General features: G+C 47.3%; 18 protein-coding genes. 13 read left to right on the forward strand and 5 right to left on the reverse strand.

All coding sequences use genetic code 11. From position 1 onward, the window contains the following. Positions 1-49 precede the first annotated feature (49 nt). On the reverse strand, positions 50-1,165 hold the full coding sequence (locus tag GS398_RS10755) for an acyltransferase family protein (protein ID WP_160906759.1): 1,116 nt from the start codon (positions 1,163-1,165) through the stop codon (positions 50-52). 180 nt (positions 1,166-1,345) lie between these two features. Between GS398_RS10755 and GS398_RS10760 the strand changes: the two genes are divergently transcribed. The 10 genes from GS398_RS10760 to GS398_RS10805 all read left to right on the forward strand — a co-directional run bounded on the left by GS398_RS10760 (position 1,346) and on the right by GS398_RS10805 (position 12,944). Continuing rightward, a complete protein-coding gene (locus GS398_RS10760) occupies positions 1,346-1,639 on the forward strand; it encodes a hypothetical protein (protein ID WP_160906760.1) in 294 nt (97 codons plus the stop codon). 15 nt (positions 1,640-1,654) lie between these two features. Beyond that, entirely contained in the window at positions 1,655-2,992 is a 1,338-nt protein-coding gene (locus GS398_RS10765) for a right-handed parallel beta-helix repeat-containing protein (RefSeq protein WP_160906761.1), read from the forward strand. Between the two features lie 429 nt (positions 2,993-3,421). Beyond that, positions 3,422-4,207: a polysaccharide biosynthesis/export family protein gene (locus GS398_RS10770; RefSeq protein ID WP_160906762.1), complete on the forward strand. Its 786-nt coding sequence runs from the start codon at positions 3,422-3,424 to the stop codon at positions 4,205-4,207. Positions 4,208-4,212: 5 nt separating this feature from the next. Continuing rightward, positions 4,213-6,675: a GumC family protein gene (locus GS398_RS10775; protein WP_160906763.1), complete on the forward strand. Its 2,463-nt coding sequence runs from the start codon at positions 4,213-4,215 to the stop codon at positions 6,673-6,675. Then, positions 6,676-7,998: an O-antigen ligase family protein gene (locus GS398_RS10780; RefSeq protein WP_160906764.1), complete on the forward strand. Its 1,323-nt coding sequence runs from the start codon at positions 6,676-6,678 to the stop codon at positions 7,996-7,998. Next, on the forward strand, positions 7,982-9,451 hold the full coding sequence (locus tag GS398_RS10785; RefSeq protein WP_160906765.1) for a lipopolysaccharide biosynthesis protein: 1,470 nt from the start codon (positions 7,982-7,984) through the stop codon (positions 9,449-9,451). Before GS398_RS10780 ends, GS398_RS10785 begins: the two co-directional genes overlap by 17 nt. Before the next feature lie 4 nt (positions 9,452-9,455). Further along, positions 9,456-10,451 (forward strand): glycosyltransferase family 2 protein, encoded by a 996-nt coding sequence (locus tag GS398_RS10790; RefSeq protein ID WP_160906766.1) that lies wholly within the window; start codon positions 9,456-9,458, stop codon positions 10,449-10,451. A gap of 54 nt (positions 10,452-10,505) precedes the next feature. Next, entirely contained in the window at positions 10,506-11,042 is a 537-nt protein-coding gene (locus tag GS398_RS10795; protein ID WP_237488157.1) for a serine acetyltransferase, read from the forward strand. 10 nt (positions 11,043-11,052) lie between these two features. Then, positions 11,053-12,144 (forward strand): glycosyltransferase family 4 protein, encoded by a 1,092-nt coding sequence (locus GS398_RS10800; RefSeq protein WP_160906767.1) that lies wholly within the window; start codon positions 11,053-11,055, stop codon positions 12,142-12,144. A 20-nt stretch (positions 12,145-12,164) separates the two neighbouring features. Further along, positions 12,165-12,944, forward strand: a complete 780-nt coding sequence (locus GS398_RS10805; protein ID WP_160906768.1) for a WecB/TagA/CpsF family glycosyltransferase — start codon at positions 12,165-12,167, stop codon at positions 12,942-12,944. Here GS398_RS10805 and GS398_RS10810 read toward each other — a convergent pair. Further along, a complete protein-coding gene (locus GS398_RS10810) occupies positions 12,925-15,468 on the reverse strand; it encodes a right-handed parallel beta-helix repeat-containing protein (RefSeq protein ID WP_160906769.1) in 2,544 nt (847 codons plus the stop codon). The genes GS398_RS10805 and GS398_RS10810 overlap by 20 nt on opposite strands. A 177-nt stretch (positions 15,469-15,645) precedes the next feature. Between GS398_RS10810 and GS398_RS10815 the strand changes: the two genes are divergently transcribed. Next, positions 15,646-18,294 carry a tetratricopeptide repeat protein gene (locus tag GS398_RS10815; protein WP_160906770.1) on the forward strand — a complete coding sequence of 883 codons (2,649 nt, stop codon included), beginning with the start codon at positions 15,646-15,648 and terminating at the stop codon, positions 18,292-18,294. 254 nt (positions 18,295-18,548) lie between these two features. On the opposite strand, the gene GS398_RS10820 is transcribed toward GS398_RS10815, so the two are convergent. Next, positions 18,549-20,510, reverse strand: a complete 1,962-nt coding sequence (locus tag GS398_RS10820; RefSeq protein ID WP_202406016.1) for a PAS domain-containing sensor histidine kinase — start codon at positions 20,508-20,510, stop codon at positions 18,549-18,551. 348 nt (positions 20,511-20,858) lie between these two features. On the opposite strand from GS398_RS10820, the gene GS398_RS10825 reads away from it, so the two are divergent. Together GS398_RS10825 and GS398_RS10830 are read left to right on the forward strand one after the other, a co-directional pair. Continuing rightward, positions 20,859-21,410, forward strand: a complete 552-nt coding sequence (locus tag GS398_RS10825) for a fasciclin domain-containing protein (protein WP_160906772.1) — start codon at positions 20,859-20,861, stop codon at positions 21,408-21,410. Between the two features lie 250 nt (positions 21,411-21,660). After that, positions 21,661-22,005: a TfoX/Sxy family protein gene (locus GS398_RS10830; RefSeq protein ID WP_160906773.1), complete on the forward strand. Its 345-nt coding sequence runs from the start codon at positions 21,661-21,663 to the stop codon at positions 22,003-22,005. 28 nt (positions 22,006-22,033) lie between these two features. Here the strand turns inward: GS398_RS10830 and GS398_RS10835 are convergent, their stop codons facing one another. Beyond that, entirely contained in the window at positions 22,034-22,450 is a 417-nt protein-coding gene (locus GS398_RS10835) for a thioredoxin family protein (RefSeq protein WP_160906774.1), read from the reverse strand. Position 22,451: 1 nt separating this feature from the next. Continuing rightward, positions 22,452-23,135, reverse strand: a complete 684-nt coding sequence (locus GS398_RS10840) for a peroxiredoxin-like family protein (RefSeq protein ID WP_160906775.1) — start codon at positions 23,133-23,135, stop codon at positions 22,452-22,454. Positions 23,136-23,194: the final 59 nt, after the last annotated feature.

Here is a 23,194-nt window from a genome sequence, read left to right on the forward strand (position 1 = left end):
TGAGCCCGACCCTTAAGCAGCTGGATGGATTGCTGGCTTCGGAATAACCCTATGGCGTACCGCCGGCTTTTTGTTCGGCAAGACCTTTATTCCGCTTGCCGGTTAAATATTTCCTCACGGGAATATCGTAAGCGACCATAACCAGGTAAGCTGCCCCGAACAGCAGGACGATCCCCGCTATGATGATGACCGCCAATTGCGTGGCTCCCGGTTTGTGGCTGGTATAATAGTTACCGAACATCCATAACACGGCATAATGGGTCATGTACAACGGGTAGGAGATCTTTCCCGAGAATGTACATACATTTTTTAAGCGGGGCGTTAACCTGGCCCCTGCGCCTAAAGCGATTAGTAACGGAAAATAAACGAGCACTGCCAACGGTTCGGTTATCCAATTCCATTGAGAGAATGGCATGATAAAAGTCAGGAACAATAAAATGGCTACGCCGGGAAATCCCAGTTTGTTTTTAATGATCCAGTTAGAACGGTAAATAAGCAGTCCTGCCAAAAAAGAATAGGAGATCCGGGCGCTCCCGTCCCAGAAAGTGGGGCCGCTCCACCCTCCCAATAAATTGCCGGAACGGTAACTTACCCAACAAATGGCCACCGCCGATAGAAGGGCTAACAGCTGCAGGTAACCGCGGCTGAGTTTACAAAGCACAAATGCGTAAACGATATTGGCCACATATTCCCAAAACAACGACCACGATGGCGCATTAAAGCTGAACAGGTTAAATCCACGGTCTTCTATAACGGGAAAGGGAATAAGCAGCACCGAGCAAAAAAACACCAGGATGATCCTGCCTGCGCCGTACGATCCGGGATGGCCGCCAAACGGATCGAATAAAAATGCAAGCAGGCCGAGTACCGATCCTGCCACGACCAGCGGGTGCAGGCGTATGATCCTTGATTTAAAGAATTCGGGAACGCCCATTTTTCCGATACGATCATCGTAAGCATATGCGATCACAAATCCCGAAAGGCAGAAGAAGAAGTCGACCGCCAGGAAACCGTGCCCGATAAAATTTTTGCCGGCATCGGTGTAAACCCATTCCATAAAATGAAACGTTACCACCGCCAGGGCGGCAATCCCTCTTAACCCGTCGAGAATTTCGAAGTGACGCTTCATTTTCAGCATTGCTGGTGTGGTATTGTTCGTATCCATCGACGCATGCCTGGCCTGGGTTAAATTAAGGGAATATCCCCTGATTTGCCCGGGTACAAGTTATTTAAAAGTTCCCGGAGGGAGCTTGAAATGCCGCCTGAACCAATGGACAAAAAGCAACTTTAACAAACAATACCTGTTATGGTTCGTTGTTTTATTTCATTCCTTATTCTACTCCCTATGTTTTCCATTAAAACAATAACGCCTGTTAGTGCAGAAACGCTTTTTTCGTCTTTAAAAACCGAATTCGCCGATTATGTCAACTCACGCCTTGGGTCAAACCTTGCAGTAGAATTTGCGCATGTGCAGGATATAATCAATATATCTTTTGCAGAAGTGATCGGCGTGACCACTTTCACGATAACGGTTACCGGCGATGAGCTTACGCTAACACATGCTCCCGGCGGCGCTGAACACAATACGGCACTGCTGGAACAACACCTCACTGATTTCCTCAATGAGAAAGTAAGCTAAACAGCCATAAGCGCAGTGTCGGCCTCTCTTAAAATAACCTGCACGAAAATCAGCATATTCTGCCTGTTATCTATCGTTTCCTGCCACGTTTCGGCCACAAATTACTATGTAAGCCCCGGCGGTAATCCCCGTTTTAACGGCCGTTCGCCATCAAGACCAAAAAACCTGATACAAGATGCCGCTAATTTAACCCGCCCGGGAGACACGGTTTTTGTGATGGCCGGCACCTATAGAAACAGTTGTCCGTCATGCAATGTGATAGAAGTAGTCAAGGGCGGGACTAAAGACAAATACATCGTTTTTACTAACTATCGCGGTCACCACCCGGTTATCGCTTTTAACGGTTGGGGTGGATTCTCGGTCCGCAACAACGTTAGTTATATAAAGATCAGCGGTTTCGAAATAATCGGTAACAATGCGAACGTTACACTGGCCGCTGCGCTCCGGCAGCCGAAGGGTTGTATAAACAAAAAAGGAAGCTACGACCCCGCATATAATGGTAACGGGATAGCCATTGATGGTAGAAGCGGAAAACACCCGCATCATATCATAATCTCGAACAACACAGTACACGATTGCGGCGGTGGCGGTATAAGCGCATCGCAAGCAGATTACATCACTTTCGAAGACAACATTGTATATAACACCGGCTTATATACCCTGTTCGGAGCGAGCGCGATCTCCTTCTACCAATTCTGGAACTACGACCGCGCCGCGGGATATCGCAATGTCATCAGACGCAATAAATGCTTCAACAACCGTTCTTATGTGCCCTGGTTCGTCAATTGCGAGATTACTGATGGAAATGGGATCATTATAGATGATTTCAGGAATAAGCAAAACGGCTCACGCCTTGGCAGCTACAAAGGACGAACATTGATCGAAAATAACGTTTGCTGGTTCAATGGCGGAACAGGTATACATTCTTTCCAAAGTGATCATGTCGATATTATTAATAACACGGCTTATTGTAACTCTCAGAGCGAAGAGCTAACCGCCGGGCAGATCCTCGCGGGAGCGAGCGGTGATATCAGGATCGTTAATAATATCCTGGTAGCCGATGGTTCGAATAATTATAATACAAACTACGCGAATACGCAACTTACCTATTTAAATAACCTGCACTTTAATGTTACAGCCCCCGGGCGAATAAAAGCGGCTATTTCCAATGCAAGCTGTATAGTGGGTCTCGACCCTGGATTTATATCACCGCGGAAGAGCCTCGATGCCGATTTTAACCTCAGCCCCCATAGCCCTGCCATTAACCGGGGTAATCGCGGACTTTATAGTAAGGGCGATTTTAATCATCGGTCGCGGACCGTGCCAAATGATATAGGCGCTTTCGAACACTAGTTCAGGAACATTACCCGGGCAATATAATTCCCACATATCCCAAAACGGGGAATAGCGGGATTCCCATAGGTATTGCAATAAGGCAAAAACATGTTATTTAAATGTCATTGCTCTGAAATCTGAAATATATCCCGCCTTTTATCTTTTTTATTTTTAAAACAATAGGTAAGATTATCGGCAACCTATATTTAATTATAAAGCACAAGCAGGCATGATGGTTGCCTGATTAGAGTTGAAATAGATCTCGCATAGGCTTTTTTGCAATACAGCAGAAAAAGTAAATTTACTACCTCCAGAAGGTTTTTCATTCAAATCACACAGGCACGCAAAATCGTGCCGGGCAACGTGTTGTCATTTACCTCCCATTAATCTATTCTTTTAAACGGTTACCGCCATTGCTGCCGGTACATCAAACCATTAACTAATGTTATGAATAATACCTTAAAAAATCATTACGCAGGACGCGTTAAAATCCTTATCACTAGTATGGCATTGCTTTCGATGCTATCGGCCTGCAGTTCGTACAAAGACATTCCTTACCTCCAGGATTTGAGCGCATCGCCCGTCACCACCGGTGATCTTACCAATTATAGTTCTCTTTCCATACAACCCGGGGACCAGTTAGCCATCAATGTGGGAAGTTTAAACCCGGAGACCGCTAATCTATTTAATAAGACGTTGCAAAACGGCGGCAATTCCGGCAATTCAACCTACGGGTATCTCGTTAGTCCGGAAGGCGACATCACGTTACCGCTGGCAGGTACCATTAAAGCGGCGGGATTAACTACCGCGCAGCTATCATCACAACTTCTCCAGAAATTATCACCTTTCCTCAAAGAGCCTACGGTATCTGTACAGGTGCTCAATTTCAAAGTTTCCGTGCTCGGAGATGTCCTGAGACCTGATATCTACAGGAGCGCCAGTGAACGTCTTACCGTTACCGAAGCGCTCAGCCTTGCCGGTGACCTGAATATTACGGCCAAACGCGAGATCGTCCTGGTTAGGGAGATAGACGGAAAACGCATGTTTATCCGGCTCGATCTTAAAAAGAAAGACTTGTTCGAATCACCCTATTTCTATCTTAAAAGCAACGACCAGTTAGTGGTACAACCCGGAAAGCTTAAACTGACATCAGCAGACACCGGCTACCGCAATGCCAGCCTGGTGATCTCTGCGCTTTCGTTGCTCGCAATCACCATTTCCATCCTTAAATAACCAAGATGACAAATCACCTATCAAACAGGCGTCAGCTGCCGAAACACCATATTACGGACCTTTGGACTGTGCTGACAAGGTATGTCTATCACTGGCCGCTTTTCGTACTCGGCGCAGGGCTCTCTATTGCAGCGGGCATATTTTACCTGAAAATAACAAAGCCGGTATATGGGATCAGCGCTACGATCCTCGTGAAAGACGAAAAGAAATCGCCGCGGGAGAAATCTGCTTTACAAGAGCTGAACCAGTCAAGCGCCCCCAATAACGCGGAAAGCGAAATCCAGATCATAAAGTCCAGGGGCCTGATTGCGGCAGTGGTAAACGACCTCCAGCTTTGGACGGTATATACGAAAACAGAGGGAATGACCTCCCGGGATATTTACCAGGCAAAACCGTTCACGTTCACATTGCTTCATGAAGGCCGCGACCTGACCGGCCAAAAGCTAAGCGTAACGATCCTTGACGATAAACGGTTCGAATTTACCGATCCCGACGGTGCCCGGAAAACGGCAGCTTTCGGAAAAGAGGTTAGCAGTCATTTGGGACGATGGGCGATTGAACCGGCCCGAACATTACACAGCCATATTGGTTCGACCATAAATATAGCGTTTAACGACCCGGATAAAACCAGTAATGCTTACATGAAAGCGCTGGATGTACATTTACTCGATAAACTTGCGCCGACTATTGGCTTGTTTATCAACGACGAAGTTCCGACAAGGGGTAAAGATGTGCTGAACCATATCATTAACCAGTACAATATCCTGACCGCGGCGGAGGAGAAACGCACCACCAAAAGCACTATCGATTTTATCGACAGCCGCCTGGCTTCGTTAACAGGCGAATTAAATAACGCAGAGAAAGAAGTAGAAGGCTTCAGAACGTCGGAAGGGTTAACCGATATCAATTCACAATCAAAAGTTTACCTGGAAAATGTGCAGATGAATGATAGTAAGCTCAACGAGGTGAACGTACAGTTAAATGTACTTAGCGGTGTGGAGCAGTACGTTAATTCCAGCCCGGCTAATCAAAATGCACCGGCGATGGTCGGCATTGCCGATCCTGCACTGAACAACCTGGTAGAAAAGCTGTCTCAACTACAACTCAAACGTGTTGCCCTGCTGGCTACTACGCCTGAAAAAAACCCGGAGTTCATACCGATTAACGATCAGATCAGGGAGACCCGGGCAGGAATAAAGGAAAATATACAGGGTATAAAGTCCGGCCTGCTTAGTACCAAACGTGAGCTGCAGTCGTTCAACAACAAGTTCGAGTCGTCGATCAGGAATATACCGGGGCAGGAACGCCAGTTCGTTGGCATGAAACGCCAGCAGGCCATTAAGGAAAACCTCTACGTTTATTTATTACAAAAAAGAGAAGAAATGGCGCTGAGCTATGCCGGTACCGTTTCGGATGCCCGAATAGTGGATTATGCCAGCGTTGGCGACGTAGTTTGGCCGCGGCTGCCATTGGTAGGCGCGCTGGCGGTTATCTTCGGGCTTGGGCTACCGTTCCTGGTCATTTATTTCCGGCATTCCTTCAACAGAAAAATCACCGGGCGAAATGAAATAGAAGAAGCGTTAGCAATACCGATCATCGGAGAGCTCTCTTACCAGGAAGCAGGCGGCAACATAGTCCTCACCAATGAAACAAACCCGATGATCAGCGAACAGTTCAGGTCGATACGCACTAACCTGCATTATTTACATCAGCAAAACACCGGCATATCCGTGAACCGCCATGAACGACTCGCCGATCATACCGGGATACCGGCCATGGCGGGTAGCGTTTCCCGCTGGCCGCTTGAAGAAGAAAGCTCCCCGGCCCCCCACGGGCGGGTTACCCTGGTAACGTCGAGTGTTTCCAATGAAGGAAAAAGCTTCGTAAGTTCAAACCTGGCTGTCTCCATTGCGGCTTCGGGCAAAAAAACAGTGATCCTGGAAATGGACCTGCGCAAGCCAAAAATTTCCGCGATGTTTAAACTCCCGTCACGTCACCCGGGAATTACCGACTTCCTCTCATCGGGACGACTGTCATCAGAAGATATCACTCAGGCATCCGCTGTTGCTAACCTGGACGTTATAGGTTGTGGAGCGATCGCCGATAATCCTTCCGAATTATTAAGCAACGGCGGACTTGAGAAGCTGATCGACGATCTAAGGCCTATTTATGATGATATCATCATCGATACCCCGCCGATTCATCTAGTAACTGATGCTATGATCATAGCCATGGAAGCCAATGTATCCTTATACCTCATCAGACAGGGTGTAACCGGCAAAAATGAGCTGGACTTTATCTCGGAAATACACGACGAGGATAAACTGCCCAATATGCGCATCGTGTTTAATGGGATCAATAAAGCTAAATACGGCTATGGTTACGGCTTTGATACCAGCTACTATTATACCGGAAAGACAAAACCGGCCTCACGCGCATCATTCAAAACATTTTTAAGCAGGTTTTAAATGCCAGACAAGCTGATTATTATCATGGCAGGCATCGTATTGATCCTGTTTTTCCTCACTATTTTATATAAAGGGAGTTCAGTGCGAACCTGCCTGCTGTTTATTCTCTCTTTACTGCCGCTGATGAACCTGAAAATCACGCCCGAAGCATTGGGAGGGTTTAAAACGCTCGACGTTATTTGTCTTTATGCTTTTATCTTTCTTTTCAAAGACTTCACCACAATTAACCTCAGGAGCAGGAACAACGGCTATTTCGCGCTCTTTATGCTGTTCGGTATTGCTGTTTTGATTGGAGGTCTTATGTCCGAATTTCCCGGTAAAGCATTTTTGGGGCTGTTTAAGATCCTGCCCGTATTTGTTTTTGGAAGGTTCCTGGTCACAGAATGCCTGAAGGACCGCTTGTTCATCAACTACGTAATACGGGCGTTAAAGATCAGCTACCTGACTGCTTTAGGGTTCCTGATATTACAGGTAATATTTGGCCTGAAGTTCACATTTTACCCTGAGCTGGGCCCGAATACGGTCGATACCGTGTTCCACATCATTCGTTACCCGGGTGTGTTTTACGATCCACAGGCCCATGGTCAATACCTCGCTATGGGCAGCTTCCTGTTCCTGTATGTCGAACAGCCTGCAGGCAGGAAGCGCGTGTTTACCAGTTATGCCATTTTTGCGCTGGCAGTAATTGCAATCGTTCTGGCCGGAAGCCGTGCGGCATTCGGCGGATTTGCCGCAGGCCTGCTCCTGGTGATCTTCATGGCCGGGAAACAGTTCCGCATCCTTGGAAGCGCGATGGTGGTAACCGGCCTGCTCGCCTACGTGCTGGTATCGTCGTATACCGGCGTGTTCGACCGGGCGAAAAACCTTTCAGACGACTATCTGTTTCGCCAGTCCATTTGGAAAGAGGCTTTCCAGATATTTCAAAAACACCCTTACCTTGGCATTGGGTCGGGAAATTACCAGGACCATGTGATGATCCACGCCCAGGGCCAGTACCTGGAGATAGAAGAAGGCAAGCTTGTCTATTTCGATCAGCCGGAAAATGGTTACTTAAAGATCCTTGTAGAGCTAGGGCTTGCCGGCTTCAGTATCTTCCTTGTTTTTATGTTGTTGCCGGCGGCCAGGGGCGTTATATATGCTGCAGCAGGCATTTTCGATAAGCGGATCGTGTTCCTCGTGGCTTCTCTGCTCAGTTGGATGGTAGCATTTAACACGGTTTATTCCATTTATGATACCCGGATCCTGCTGATGATGAGCAGTATGACCGCCCTTCTTATCGCTTATCCGAAAAAATCCTTAATTAATTATGAACCAGATCATTAAGACCGGTCAGAAATTTACCAGGTCAAAGCTGGTGAGCAATAGCGCCTGGGGCATTGCGTCAAGTATGCTGCAAACGCTATTCATATGCCTCTTTTTCGCCATTATGGCGCGCAGCTACGATGCCGCAACCTTCGCTCAATTCCTTATAGCCTCAACCGTTTACCAATTATTGGCAGCTGTTGCTTCCATGGGCCTGGGGCAGTGGTTTATCAGGCAATACATTCGCGAAGATGATAAGATTGGCTTTACGGCACGCTTCTTAAAGATGCAAACTGTGCTGGGCCTTTTATTTTACCTGGTGAATATTTGCCTGGCTTACCTGGTATACCCAGACGGGCAGGTCAGGATGCTTTGCCTGATTCTGGGTACCAACATTATTTTTGATAACTTTATAAATGCTATCCGTAGTTTAAATATTGTCGAATCAAGGCAGCGAACTACCGCGACCATCCTGGTGATTGATGGTTTTCTGAAGCTTTTGGCAGGAATTTTTGTACTAATCCTAGCTATTACGCCGGTGATGCTTGCCCTTTTAACCATCGTTGCCAGAATAATAACGGCCGGATTATTCACAAGGATAGGATCAGCCGGTACGATTAGTTTAAGATCAATCTTCACTACCGCTATCTCAGTTAGAGACCTAAAAGAACTGATCACTAAGAACTGGCAATTCGTGGTAATTGGCAGTATCTCTATTATCTACTGGAGAATAGGAAATCTTATTATCTCGAAAACGATGTCGCTCGCAGACGTTGCAGATTACGAGATCGCATTCCGGATCTTTTCAATAATGCAGATCCTCCCTGTAATAGCTTCAGCAACCATTTTCCCGCGGTTGGTTACGTATATCGCGGACAACGACCTCGCCGGGTTGAAAAAAATTTACCAGGCCATTTTCCGTGGCTACTCTTTATTTGCGATCGTGGCTTACGCATTTGTATATTCCTTCTCGAGCCTGGCCGTCCCGTTTGCGTTCGGGGATGGTTATCCTGGTGCCGGCAAGTGTCTGCAGCAAATGTCGCTTACCTTTTTGCTGATGCCGACAGTGCTGCTGCAAGCCAATTTACTGGTAGCCATGGGGCTCGAAAAACGGGATATGTGGTTCAACGTGGTAAGCCTGCTGGTTTACCTGGCGGGCTGTATTACCGGCCTCCTGTTTTTCAGCTCACTCGCGGTCATCAATTATGCCATCCTGTTCTCCTTCCTCGTCTTCCACCTTTCCCAGGATGCATTATTAATATCCAGGCGAATTACCTCTTTTAAAAACTGCCTATGCTTTTACGGCGTACTGACGCTTTTCCTTTTCAGCTACTGGTTCGCCTCATCAATTGCAAACCCGTACCTGGTATTCTGTCTCCTTGCTGCCGGCATTGCTTGTGCGGCAGCATTACTAACTGTTTCACCATGGCGAAGTTTAAACCTCGCCAAGCCGGGTAAGCCCGTATTATCCTAAAATTATGGAATTTCCATTAGCGACAATCTCAATCATCGTTCCGGTTTACAATAAGCTGGAGTACCTGGACGACTGCATCCAATCGATACTCAATCAGTCGTTTAAAGATATCGAACTGATACTTGTAAATGATGGCTCAACAGATGGCAGCCAGACGAAATGCCGTGACTATGCAATGAATGACTCACGGATAGTCGTTGTAAACCAGCACAACCAGGGGGTTTCGGCCGCAAGGAATGCCGGGGTTTCCTGGTCATCAGGGCTGTATATCGGTTTCGTAGACGCCGATGATACCATTGAACCCGATATGTACGAGTTACTCCTGAAAAACTCCATGGCTTTTGACGCGGATATCTCTGTGTGCCGGATGAAGTTAATTTCCTTTAATAAAACGACAAGTCACCCTGAAACAACAGGAACGCTGGTTTTTAGTCATGACGAAGCCTTATCATCGTACTTCAAGGGAGAATTTGACCAAAGCGCCAACAATAAACTGTACAAAGCAGCAATTGCCAGGCAGATCCAGTTCGAGGGCCATATTTATGAGGACATTCTTTATACCTGCCGCGCGTTTCTCGCCGCCGGGAAAACAGTGCTGGAAAATACGGTGAAATACAATTACATCGTCCGTGCGAATTCTGCCAGCATGACCAAATTTAACCTGGATTATATGGAAACCATTGCAGTGTCGGCTAAAATGGTACAACTTGTTTCTGCCAGTAACAAGTGCTGTATTGCCGAAGCCAAATCATTTGATGTAATGGCAAATATTTCCCTGCTTAATCTATTACTGCTTACTAAAAAGAACACTTACGTCAGCCAGTATAATAAAGTGGTGGATAACCTCAAAGGTCATGCAACATTTATCCTGGAGGCGGCCTCCGTTCGAAAGAAACATAAGTATGCGTTTCAATTATTTTCGGTTTCGCCGGTCATCTATACCTGGGTAATGTATCTATACTGCTTTCTCACCCGATCTGACGTAGTGACCAGAAGCTAAACAGGCCTCACCGCTCCATCATCCACCTATAAAAATCTAATCATCGCCATGGTTATGGCAAAGTACGCCCTTTATTTTATGAATTTATTCGAATTTATTGTCCAGGACTGGCGTGTAAACCGGGGGAACACCAAGGGGAGGTTATTGCTGCTCCTGTTCCGCACCGCCAACTTTTGCTCCACCCGGAGGGCATATTATTACCTGGGGTTTCCTTATCTCCTATTTTACCGTGTGCTCGTCGAATGGTTCTTTAGCGTAGAAATTCCCTGGAACGTTAAGATCGGCAAAAACCTGTCCCTGTTCCACGCGCAGGCGCTGGTGATGGCTGCGGATGTGGTCATCGGGGAGAACTGTACGCTGCGGCAAAGTACTACCATAGGCAATAAACAACTTCGAAACGGGCTTGTAAGCTCATCGCCGGTCATCGGCAATCATGTGGATATCGGCAGTAATGTCTGCATCATCGGAAGCATTACCGTCGGGGATTATGTAAACATAGGCTGCGGAACGGTCGTGGTGAGAAACGTATCCGCGCATAGTACAGTAACCGGGTACGCCGGTACCGAAAGAAAATCAACCACCAATAGTTAAAACATTAATTATGAACAAATTAAAAATTCTATTTAGCATGCCCAGTCAAACCCATGTGGAGATTGCGGTTGACGAGATCGAAGGCCTGAGAGATCACGGGTACGATTGTGATCAATTCCCGTTTGCGGCAAAAGACAGTAACGGATCCCAACTCAGCCGCATCCAAATGATCCTAAAAAATGCCTTTAACCTGGTAAAAGTGGCTTACCGGTTTCAGCCCGACGTTATCTATTTGAATTCGCGCCTGGAAGTACTTCCAACTATACGCGACTTCCTCACCATTGTGATCTTTAAAGCCAGTTATCACAAAAAGGTCCGGTTTTTTTTGAAATCGCATGGCTCAGATCTCGAAGTCCTGGAAAGTAAAAACTTCCTGGTAAGTAAGATCACATTACCTTACCTGAGGAAAAACATTTCCGGGTGGTTATTCCTGTCGACCGAAGAACGCAACAAAGTCGCTAAAAACGGGTACTTATCCCCAAAGCGAATTTTCGTAACAAAGAATATCGTACGTACGAATCAATTCAAAATTGATAGCGGGTTCCGGACCAGGCTAAATATTCCGCTGGACCATAAAATCTTGCTTTTTAGCGGCCGCATTATCCGGGAGAAAGGGATATACGAGGTGATCGAGGCGTTCTCACAAATCGGCGAAGGTTATAAAACTACGTTGATTGTGGTTGGCGGCGGCGGCGAACTTGAAAACATAAAAGGGCTCGCAAGCGTACTGGCGGCAGGCGACCGGGTAATTTTCACGGGATTTATTCCAGAACCCGAAGTAGTAGAATTCTACGCTAACAGCGACATCCTGGTTTTTCCCACCTACTTCCCGGAAGGATTTTCTATGGCACTGTTCAATTCCGTCGGTGCCGGTCTTGCGATCATTACCACACCAACCCGCGCCGCTACCGACTTTCTGTCGGATCCGGAAAATTGCATCTGGGTGAAATCGCAGGATAGCGGCAGTGTCGCAAATGCCTTGAACACTTTGCTTGGCTCGGAAAAGCTCATGCGCACTATGAAAACAAATAATATAATGAAAGCCCGGCTTTTCAGCAAAGAGCAGGTGTCGTCAGAATTGTCAGAAATAATTGAATTGTAACAAAAGGTAACGCACCTCAAATGAACAACCAACGAAAGAATTTTTTGGATTATTCGGTTTTCACAAAAACCCTGAATAACCTGCCTTCGGGTAAAACGTTGCTGGTAAACACTATCAACCAATATTCGTATTGTATTGCACAGGCAAATTCCATCTTTAAAAAATCACTGCAGCACTCGGATATCTTGCTCCCCGACGGCATCGGGATTGTAATGGCCATACGTTTTTTAACTGGTAAAGTGATAAAAAAAATCGCCGGAACAGATGTTCACGAACATATGCTCCGTCGGCTCAATGATCGATCCGGAAGCTGTTTTTACCTCGGAAGTACGAATGACACGTTAGCAAAGATCACCAGTAAGCTTTCAGCCGAATTTCCAAATATCCAGGTAGGATCCTATGCGCCGCCTTATAAAACAACTTTTAATAGCCACGACGATGCCGGCATGATCCGCGCAGTAAATACATTTAAGCCCGATGTACTATTCGTTGGCATGACGGCACCGAAACAGGAGATATGGGTGCATCTTCATAAAGAAAAGCTGGATACCAGGATTATTTGTACGATAGGCGCGGTATTTGATTTTTATGCCGGGACACTCACCCGTCCTGGTAAAGTATGGATCAGCCTGGGATTGGAATGGTTTATACGCCTTATAAAGGAACCCCGGCGCTTGAGTATGCGATACCTTTATTTCGGGCCGCAGTTCATATGGTTGATCCTGAAAGAAAAGTATTTACAGCTATCTTCCGGAAAAAAAGTTCCCGCTCGTAACAAAATTATTTATCGGGCGGACTAGGCCCTGCCGGCAAGGTAACATCCCGGGCAGAACTCTTCGCCCCGGTTTCCAGCACCGCAATATAACTATTGCGTTCCCGCAGAACTTTTTCAAGATCTGACACCACCAACACAAGGGATGAATACGGATTGATCGTTACGTTTCCTGAATACAGATGGTTGTGTACATCGGTATAATTTTTCTTTAATGTTACGATCTTCGGCTCATTGCTGGCATTAAATTCGAAAAACAAGTATTCATCCGGGGTGGTATTGGTTATTTCCGCTTCATATAACCTGACGTTGTCCAGATTAAGCTCACCGGCCGGTTCGTCAATCTCAAATATCACACTCCCATCGTCGTCATCAGCGGTACTTACGAACAAGCACTCTATTTCTGTTCTTGATGTATTTATCTTCCTGTTCTTGCGATTACTGAGCGTATTATAGGGAGCGCCGGTTTTCCTCAGAAAGATATCAAGCGAGTGGCTCTTCGCCGTTCCTGACAAGCTGAATTTCAACAGGTAATTCTTTTTCGCCCTTATTTTGCCAACTTTGATATTTACTGTTGTACGGCCGCCATCTGCAACCGGGATAAATGATAACCGTAATGACCCGCCATCCATAACTTCACGGGTGAAAGACGCCGTACAATTGCTACTTGCTGAATAAAAATTTGTACCGTTTATATCTTTGTCATATTCGCCATTATCCACCCTGTTGCGCCCAAGTAACTTCGTTACGGCATATGCAGGAACGTTATGCGGCGCTTCCGACGAAAAGTGGTCCGTCCCATAAACCGATTGCCAGCCCTGGAGATCGAAAAGCTGGTTGATCTCTTTTCCATTCTTGTTTATAGACGACATTATTCCCGCCAGCTCATTAACGGGTTGATAAAAGAAATTACTGTCTGACCGGCCAAACTGGGCGATATCATCCTGGTAAGTTGAGAATTTTGCAAGTGGTTGAATATTGTTCTTCGAAAAAAAGATATTATTCCTGATAGTGGTATTCCGTATCAAACTGCTGGTAGAGAGATAGTGGTCCTGTTCGAGCCGGAGCTGCACACCGTTGTCGAACACCGTATTGTCAAATACGGAAATTTCAGCAGCGTTATGGATCTTGATCCCATTGTTTGCACAGCCCGAAACCGTGTTTCCGGCGACCGTTACACCAGTTGTATTGTCGTCGACATAAATACCTTCAGCATGCAGGCTAAAAGGACTATTGGTTCCGTCCCCGTTGCCAATCCCGTTCAGGATAATGTTCCCGACCACTTTTTTATTCGTTGTTTTTGACCAATCCCCCACATAGATACCCGCACCATCATCCTTTGTAAGGCAGAAGAAGTTAACCACGTTGTTCTTAACAATAGATGAGTTCCCGCCGAAATAAATCCCGTTGTAGCCGGTACTGTCAATGATATTACGTTCAATCCGGGTGAAGTCGCCGAACGAAGTAATACCTTCGTAAGTCCCGGTACCGCTTCGCCCCGCGCCAGCTATCAGGCCGGTGTTACTTATTTTGTTGCCCGCTATCGCCGCATAAGAACATCCTGCATCGAGATGGATTCCGCCGCTTAATGAATGGTCAATGTGCGTACCTTCAATCGTTAGCCAGGTGCTGGAAGAAGCAAGCACAGCCTCTGTACCGGAAAGGCTAATGCCGCAATCCCTGATGGTTATATTACCGGAACCCTTGATAGCGATTCCGCTCTTCCCCGCACCAACGAACTTTAAATCTTGAAAAGTGATAAACTGCTGTCCATTAATTTCTACGAGGTTATCGCTAACACTTACGCTGACGATAAACGATGAGGGTTTCTTTACTCCGAAGAAAACGAACATTCTTTGCTGATCCTTGTCGTAAAACCATTCCCCTTCCCTATCCAGTGTCTTGATATGGTTCTGGATAAAATATCCATAATTATTCATCGGAACCGCAGCATTCCCGGCTGCGTAACTAAGCGTATTTTTCAGGTGATTTGTGATCGTACTTCTATCGATCGTCCACCTGTTTTTCCTGATCACTAATTCTCCCCCAACCCAACAGGTGGAACCGGTCAGCTGTTTATCAGTGATTGAAATATTCCCGGTATGTGATTCGGGCGAAAGGTAACCCTGGTTAGGAAAGCGCCCCATGACCTGGTGAAACCCGTTAATAATTAACCCACCTTTTGACGACGTACAAAACGCTTCGTAAATTCCATTGCCTGCGCGTTTCCACGTTTTTAACTCCTCAAGCCCGTTTATGACCGGTTTCTCTCCTTTTCCGTAAGCTCCGAAGTAAATTGGGGCGAATGCGGCCCCTGATCTGGTAACCGATAGCGTTCCTGTAAAAGTGTCCCCCCTTTTAAATAATACGGAATCGCCCGGGGCGAGCCGGCTAAAGAACGCATTTAATCGGTTAATGCTGCTCCAGGGTGTTAATGGATTGCGCGATTGTACTTGCGTGTAATTGTCACTGCCAGAACTAGCGGAAAAGTAATAAGTGTTTGAATAGGCCTGGCCGGAAATCAGGTATAAAAATCCGTACAATACAGACATTAGTCTGATTTGTTTTAGGCCCACAGTTTTTTTTTTACGATGATATTAAAAAAAAATTACATTTTAGATAATTAAATTCTTTAAACATTTAAGACTTACCCGGTTGACTTCTATCATATTTCTGAATTTAAAACGATGAAGCCGATCCTCCTGCGTTAGCGAATAGAAAACCCTATCATGCATAATCATATTATCCGAAAAGTTCTGCTGCTTTTTTTACTGGTCCTGCCGCATGTCCTGTTTGCACAAAAAAAGGGACAGGAGCGCATCGATTCACTAAAATCGAGAATCTCATTTATGAAGGAAGATTCGCTTAAATGCCTTTTATACAATACCATTTCTTATGAGAACCGGGTGATTAATATGGAAGAGGCGGTAAAATACGGCAATCTTACCATAGAGCTTTCGAAAAAATTGGGCTTTCGGCGGGGCATTATGCTGGGAAATGCGAACCTGGGAAACGCCTATCGGGCCGATAAGCCTCAATTAGCCATCGCACATTATCAAACAGCGTACGACATGGCCGTTAAAGCGGGGCGGGACGATCTGGTAAACCGGTTGGCTTATGATATGGGATATTCCTATACACTCCTGGGCGAGGCTGATCAGGCCCTGCGATTTGGAAAGCAGGCGCTGGATTACTATATATCAAAAAATGCTAAGAGTACTATTGAAACGATCCAAACCTATATGGCCCAGGCTGAGATGATGAAGGGAAACCGTAAACCGGCGCTTCAGACCTATTTAACAAAGCTTAAACAATTTAAGGAAGATGATCGTTCACAAGAACACGTCAGTACGCTTTCCAGTATCGCCAGTATCTATCAATCCAGCAACGATTTTCCATCTGCCCTGACGTATGCTTACAAGGCGCTCAGGTTAGCAAACGCATCGGATGTGGGTTCCCTGTTTATCTGTAACACCCTGATCGGCAATATTTATGCCGGGCTGGATGAATGGAAAATGGCATTGGATTATCACGTAAAGGCCTTGAAATTAATAGAAGACCCGAAATCAGGAGCGAGTGTACGCAATGGGCTTGTTATTGCGCTGATGACGCTCGCAGAGGATTATGCCGGGCTGAATGATTTCGACGACGCGCTTAGCTATAGCCAGAAAGCGCTTAGCCTGATCGGAAGCGCTGATAAGATAAATGACAGGGAAGTCAGAATTATGATCCTTAACCAGATCGCATGGACCTATTACAAGAACAAAGACTTTTCCAAGGCTTTACAATATACGCAGCGCGCCCAGGCCCTCAATTCTAATATGGCGCGAACCACCGGCCGGGTTAATACCGTCCTGGGACAGATTTACGCCTATGCCCCCGATTCTATCCTGCAACAGGCGGGGATTCGCCCGGCGGATCGTTATAATAAAGCCGCCGGGCTGTTATCCGCATCCGTAAACACGCCTGAAAGCCGGCAGGATCTTAATTACATGAGAGACAACTACGGGGAGCTCGCAAAAATATATGAGCTGGATAAAGATTATGTTAAGGCTTACTCCGCTTACCAAAAGTTCGTCGGGTTCAGTGACAGTATCGTCAAACTTAACAACAGGGCCGAGCTCGTAAGAAGAGAAAGCGCGTTGCAGTTTGCCAGGAAGGAAGATTCACTGCGCTACCAGCAACAGCTGGTGAGCTCAAGGCTTGCGCAGCAAACCCTGCTCGCTACGCAGCAGCAGCAGGCGCTCCAGCTGAATCAGCAGCAGCTTTCCATCACTACTAAACAAAAAGACATCGAACGCCTGAATTTTTTAAGAACCCAGGCCGGGCTGCAGGCCGAGCAAAATAAACGCAGGGCGAATATGCAACAGCTGAAAGCGTCGGCCGCTTCGCTGCAGCTGCAGAAAGCCGAGTTAGATTCCGGCCGCGCACGCTCCCGGTTCCTTACCGCAGGGATCGTGGGGTTAGGAGTGGTCGTACTCAGCCTGGCCTTCCTTGCCTGGGTTATCCTGCGGGCCAACCGCCAGAGTAAGCGCGCCAACGCGTTGCTGCAGGAACAAAAGGAACAGATCCAAATCACCCTCCAGGAACTTAAAGTCACCCAGGACCAGCTTATCCAGTCAGAAAAAATGGCTTCGTTGGGTGAGCTTACCGCCGGTATCGCCCACGAGATACAAAACCCTTTAAATTTCGTCAATAACTTTTCTGAAGTAAGCCGCGAGCTGCTCTATGAACTGAAAGAAGAGCTTTCGGCAGGGAATACGGACGACGTACTGGCCATTGCCGGCGACCTGGACCAGAACCTCGAAAAGATCGGTCATCATGGAAAGCGTGCGGACAACATTGTAAAAGGTATGCTCCAGCACTCGCGCACCAACCCGGGCGCAAAAGAACCGACCGACCTCAATGCGCTTGCCGATGAATGTTTACGGCTCAGTTACCATGGATTACGGGCGAAGGATAAATCGTTCAACGCAGAGCTGGTAACGGAGTTCGATCCCTCGCTGCCAAAGGTCGATGCGATCCCACAGGACCTGGGCCGGGTGCTCCTGAACCTCTTCAACAATGCGTTCCAGGCCACCGCCGAACGACAGCGACAAAACCATAAAGGGTACAAGCCTAAAGTGAGCGTACGCACCAGGTATTCGGGTAGCGGGGCTGAGATCCGGGTAATGGACAACGGCCCCGGGGTCGATCAATCCATCCGCGATAAGGTCTTCCAACCCTTCTTTACTACCAAACCGACGGGAGAAGGAACCGGCCTGGGGCTTTCGCTGAGCTATGATATCATCACCAAGAGCCATCACGGAACTATCGAATGTTTACCTGCGGAAGACGGGGCGACGTTTTTGGTCCGCTTACCAGGCATGTGTACCTGATCCGTTCATCTTTTTAAACGACGCTCTTTTATCCACGCGAATAGTAAATTCCCCCTTTCGCCGTTCAGCATATAAATGAGACACCAATGAGGTTGGATCGCTTTGGCGCGAATCAGTTGTACTCTGAGTTTAAATCCATCATTATGCGACCAATTTTGCGATGTTAATTAATTAGTCTTCCGAAAGCGTGACCAGCGCTGAATCTTTTACTCCCAGCTTCATTCAAATTAGATCTCCGGTAAATAAATTTGCGGTCAGCGTTTGGACCGGTCTTCCAGCGGCAGCGTGAACCAAAAGGAACTGCCTTTTCCGGGCTCGCTGTGCACACCGATCCGGCCGTTATGCCTCTTCACTATTTCTGCGCTGATGTATAATCCCAGCCCAAGACCAGTGTACTCATTACTGGAATGACTGGCGCGGAAGTATCGATCGAATATCTGCGATTTTGCCTCTTCCGGGATGCCGGGGCCATTATCGGCAACCGTTATCTTCACCTGGTCGCCGAGGTTTTCTATGCTGATCGAAATGGGCGATCCCGGGGCGTACTTGACCGCGTTGGTGATAAAATTGATCACCACCTGCCCCAGGCGTTGTTCATCCGCATAAAGTTCCAGGTCAAGGTCACCGGTGACGGCACATTCTTCATCAGCGTTCAGGCCTACGGAGGAACAGCAGCCTTCTAACATGCGAGCACTGTTGAACCATGTTTTTTGCAGCTGCAGCTGTCCTTCGCTGATCCGGTTCACATGCAGCAGATCGTCCATCAGCCTGCCCATTTTATCCATGCTCCGGTTAGCCTGTTCGATCAGTTGAACATGCCGTTTGGTAAATGGCTGATCTTTGATAAGATTTAAGAACTGCAGCACCGCTTTAAGCGAGGTAAGCGGGGTTTTGAGCTCGTGGCTTGCAATACTCAGAAAATCGTCTTTGCGCCGCTCGAATGTTTTCCGGTCGGTGATGTCCGCCGTCATTCCCACGATCCTTCTTGCTACTCCTTCGTCGTCATAGCGTGCCTTCCCATAAGCGGCGATCCAGTGCAGCGTTCCGTCGGGCCACCGTACTTCATATTCGGCCTGGTATACCGTACGGTTTTTTACGGCGGCAGCCACCCGATGTTTGATCTCCTGGCGGTATTCAGGCATTATAGATTCGAATAACTGCGCGTAGGTAAAGTCTTCTTCCGGGTTGCGCCCGTAATTCTTTTTGAACTGCGCGGTCGCCTGCATTTTCCCCGTTGCGAATTCAACTTCCGTAGATCCCAATGCTGCCGCTTCCATCGCAATGGTAAGCCGGGCATTGACCTCATCGATCGCTTTGCGGGCCTCCACCTGTTCGGTCACATCAATAGCGATCACCATGATCGAATGTGTGGTGTCGTCCGTATCCTTAACAGGTTTATAAGCGAAGTTCACATATAGCTCTTTCAGTTCTCCCTGCTGTTCCAGTAATACCTTCGCTTCATTTCCGTAATAAGGGATGCCGGAAATGTACACGTGATCCAGCAAGGCTAAAAAGGGCTGCCCCTGGATTTCGGGTAAGGCCAGGTGAATGGGCTTGCCTACCACGGAATGGTCCCTGCCCCAGATCTGAAGGATCATTTCATTTACTTCCCTGATGACCAGGCTGCGGCCCTCAAGGATCGCGATGGCCACGGGAGCCTGCTCAACGAGATTACGAAAACGCGCCTCGCTCAGTTGCGTAGCCCTTAATGAGTGCTGCAGATCCCCGTTCAGCTGCTGCTGGGTGTAGTTGCTCTCCTTTAATTCTCTTAGCATATTTACCCTGGAAGTGGTTTCGCTGCAAGTGACAAATACGCCTTCGATAGATCCTGATTCCGTTCGCACCGGGCTGTAGCTGAAAGTCCAGTACACATCCTCCAGGTTGCCGTTGCGTTCGATCGGGATCAGTTGGTCCTCGCTCCAGGTAGCTTCTTCGCCAGCAAGTACGCCATCGATCAAGGGTTTAATGATGTGCCAGATATCCGGCCATGCCTCCGCTCCGGGCATTCCCAATATCTTAGGATGCTTACCATCGATCCCCAGGCTCGGCCTGTAGGCATCGTTATAAAACCCGATCTGTTCCGGGCCCCAGAACAGGAACATCGGGAACCGTGAGTTCAACAGGATGCTTAGCGTCGTACGGAGACTTTGCGGCCACGTGGTCGGTGAACCGAGCGTTGTGCCGGCCCAATCGAACTCCCGGGTCAGTTGTCCCATTTCACCGCCTCCGGCTAAAAAGGATAAAGAAGGGTTACTCGAAAACATGGAATATCCCGTTACGGGTTTAACAACTAAGATAATAGAAGTTTTTAATTTAGAAAAACATATGGCGGTGTATATGTTTCCATACAAACGCATCCTGGATAGATGCTCACTTTTATTTGCTCACGATCAAAAGAACATTTTAAGGCGCCCACTCAAACCAGTATAGAAAACCTGGTACACAGCCGGGGCATATTTACGTGATCTGCTCCTGTTTAGATTGAAAAAAAATTTATAGTTTGTTTACGAAACCAGGCGCCTTCCCGATTGCGTAATTCATGCAGTTACAATTAAAAACAACTCATGAAAAAAACTTTAATTCTCGCTATCGCCCTGACAGTTTCGGCGATCAGCTCACAAACTTTCGCTCAGAAAACTAAAATGGTTGGCGGCGCTGCCATGTATCCCACCAAAGACATTGTTGATAACGCCGTAAATTCAAAAGACCACACTACGCTGGTCGCCGCTGTAAAAGCAGCCGGGCTGGTGGAAACACTTAAAGGCGCGGGCCCGTTCACCGTCTTCGCCCCCACTAACGCGGCTTTTGACAAACTGCCGAAAGGGACCGTTGAAACCCTGCTTAAACCGGAGAACAAACCTATGTTGACCAAAATCCTGACCTATCACGTAATCGCCGGCAGGTACTCAGCAGCTGACATCGCCAAAAAGATCAAGATGGGCAAAGGCACTGCCGAATTTACTACCGTGAGCGGAGGCAAGCTTTGGATCATGATGATGGGAAAAAACGTGGTGCTGAAAGACGAGAACGGCGCTACGGCCAAGGTGACCATTGCCGACGTGTTCCAGAAGAACGGCGTGATCCATGTAATCGACGGCGTAGTAACCCCGAAATAACCTACGCAAAAAGGCCAGTGTAAGAAACTGCACAAAAGCGGTTAATATCCCGGGTGATGCCCGGGATTTTTGTTTAAACCAGTGCGAAACTAATTGTCCTGGACAGGCTTAGGTCGTTACCATCCGGATCGCTCACAGCGGCGAACGTTCCCCCACGGGGTTTAGGTTATTAAAATTCATTTAAAAAAGACACTGTTGTTAGGTAGCCCGCAGTATCCTTAGATTTGAGTTGAATCAAAAAAACAGGCCCATGGCATACAACGAACAATTGGCAAACCGTATACGCGAAAAGCTGATGGACCTGCCGCACGTGGAAGAAAAGAAGATGATGGGCGGTTTAGTCTTTATGGTGAATGAAAAAATGTGTGTCGGCATCCTGAAAGACGAGATGATGTGCCGCATAGATCCTGTTTTCCAGGAAGCGCTCCTTGAAAAGAACGGTTGCCGCGAAATGGATTTCACCAAACGACCGATGAAGGGATACGTACTTGTAGCTGATGAAGGCATGCGGACAGACCAGGAGTTCGACCACTGGATCGGCCTTTGCCTGGCGTTCAATAAATTCGCGAAAGCGGCCAGGAAGAAACAGAAATAACCTGCTTCTTCTTAGCCGTTCAATTCCGCTATTTCCTGGCCAGCGCTTGCTTTCCGAAGCGGATCAACTCCTTTGCCTTCATAAACCCGGCAGTTCCAAGCACCGGCTTACCTTCCGGATCGAAGATGATCAACGTAGGGTAAGCTTCCACCTGCCAGCGCTCAGCCAGTTTCGGCCCCTCTCCTTTTTCCATGTCGATGGAAACGTTCACGAAATTCGCGTTAAAGAATGCTGCGGCTTCAGGATCAGCGAAAGTGGTCGACTTTAATAGCTTGCAGGGACCGCACCAGGTGGCGTAAGCGTCTACGAAAATGTACTTATGCTCCGCTTTGGCTTTTGCAAGAGCCGTCGGCCAGGAATTTTCTATGAATTTAATAGAAGGCTTCTCTGCCGGCCGTAAAGCGGTGATAACAAAAAACAGAACGATAGCGAATAAGCTCTTCATATTATAGTTCGTCGTGGAGGGATGTGGCGGCAGCTTTCAGGAGCGAGGCGCTCAATCGCTGGGTGATATCCGGGTTAATGTATTCGAAACGGATATTGCCTTTTTTGTTGAGGATGAACACCGAAGGTACAGGCAGCAACTTGTCTGTATTCTTTCCCCCTGATGCGGCAGGTAAAAAGCTATCGTAATTCTTCGGCCCTTTAAAAGCGATCCCGAACTTTTTGGCGGCGCTAAGATCCGCATCCGACAAAAGCGTGTACGAAAGCTTGTTCCTGGTCATGGTCTGCGAAAGATTCTCCGGGCTATCTGTACTAATGGCGATGACCTGGAAACCCATTTGTTTGAGGTCGGCTTCGATGGCTTGTAAGCCTGCTAATTGTTTATTGCAGAAGGGGCACCAGCCGCCGCGGTAAAATACGAGGATGGTGGGTTTGGCGGCAACGGCCAGGTTAAGGTCGAAGGGTTCGCCTGAGGATTTGGGTAATACCAGTTTTGGAATTGATTCCCCGATTAACAGCGGGCTGATATCTTGCGGTTTCAGGGGAACGCCCGCGGTCATTTTGATAGTATCGGCAGGAAGTATTCCGGCCTTTAGTGAAGTTGTACTTGAAAATGCGAAAATAAATACGATAAAAATGATTTCGGATAATTTCACTACCAACTGATTGATCAACTTTATAGTCATGATAAGGATTTTAACAGCTTAGTCGGGTGCAATAATTAAACCTTACAAGAAAAGCGGGA

This window comes from Hufsiella ginkgonis (genome assembly GCF_009834915.1).
Lineage (GTDB): Bacteria > Bacteroidota > Bacteroidia > Sphingobacteriales > Sphingobacteriaceae > Hufsiella > Hufsiella ginkgonis.

Bases quoted from the DNA above. Each gene is read 5' to 3' on its own strand.
- GS398_RS10770 (WP_160906762.1), top strand. From the start codon at position 3,422: ATGAATAATACCTTAAAAAATCATTACGCAGGACGCGTTAAAATCCTT.
- GS398_RS10825 (WP_160906772.1), top strand. From the start codon at position 20,859: ATGAAAAAAACTTTAATTCTCGCTATCGCCCTGACAGTTTCGGCGATC.
- GS398_RS10795 (WP_237488157.1), top strand. From the start codon at position 10,506: ATGGCAAAGTACGCCCTTTATTTTATGAATTTATTCGAATTTATTGTC.
- GS398_RS10835 (WP_160906774.1), bottom strand. From the start codon at position 22,450: ATGAAGAGCTTATTCGCTATCGTTCTGTTTTTTGTTATCACCGCTTTA.
- GS398_RS10805 (WP_160906768.1), top strand. From the start codon at position 12,165: ATGAACAACCAACGAAAGAATTTTTTGGATTATTCGGTTTTCACAAAA.
- GS398_RS10800 (WP_160906767.1), top strand. From the start codon at position 11,053: ATGAACAAATTAAAAATTCTATTTAGCATGCCCAGTCAAACCCATGTG.
- GS398_RS10840 (WP_160906775.1), bottom strand. From the start codon at position 23,135: ATGACTATAAAGTTGATCAATCAGTTGGTAGTGAAATTATCCGAAATC.
- GS398_RS10830 (WP_160906773.1), top strand. From the start codon at position 21,661: ATGGCATACAACGAACAATTGGCAAACCGTATACGCGAAAAGCTGATG.
- GS398_RS10820 (WP_202406016.1), bottom strand. From the start codon at position 20,510: ATGGGACAACTGACCCGGGAGTTCGATTGGGCCGGCACAACGCTCGGT.
- GS398_RS10775 (WP_160906763.1), top strand. From the start codon at position 4,213: ATGACAAATCACCTATCAAACAGGCGTCAGCTGCCGAAACACCATATT.
- GS398_RS10815 (WP_160906770.1), top strand. From the start codon at position 15,646: ATGCATAATCATATTATCCGAAAAGTTCTGCTGCTTTTTTTACTGGTC.
- GS398_RS10780 (WP_160906764.1), top strand. From the start codon at position 6,676: ATGCCAGACAAGCTGATTATTATCATGGCAGGCATCGTATTGATCCTG.
- GS398_RS10760 (WP_160906760.1), top strand. From the start codon at position 1,346: ATGTTTTCCATTAAAACAATAACGCCTGTTAGTGCAGAAACGCTTTTT.
- GS398_RS10755 (WP_160906759.1), bottom strand. From the start codon at position 1,165: ATGGATACGAACAATACCACACCAGCAATGCTGAAAATGAAGCGTCAC.
- GS398_RS10790 (WP_160906766.1), top strand. From the start codon at position 9,456: ATGGAATTTCCATTAGCGACAATCTCAATCATCGTTCCGGTTTACAAT.
- GS398_RS10785 (WP_160906765.1), top strand. From the start codon at position 7,982: ATGAACCAGATCATTAAGACCGGTCAGAAATTTACCAGGTCAAAGCTG.
- GS398_RS10810 (WP_160906769.1), bottom strand. From the start codon at position 15,468: ATGTCTGTATTGTACGGATTTTTATACCTGATTTCCGGCCAGGCCTAT.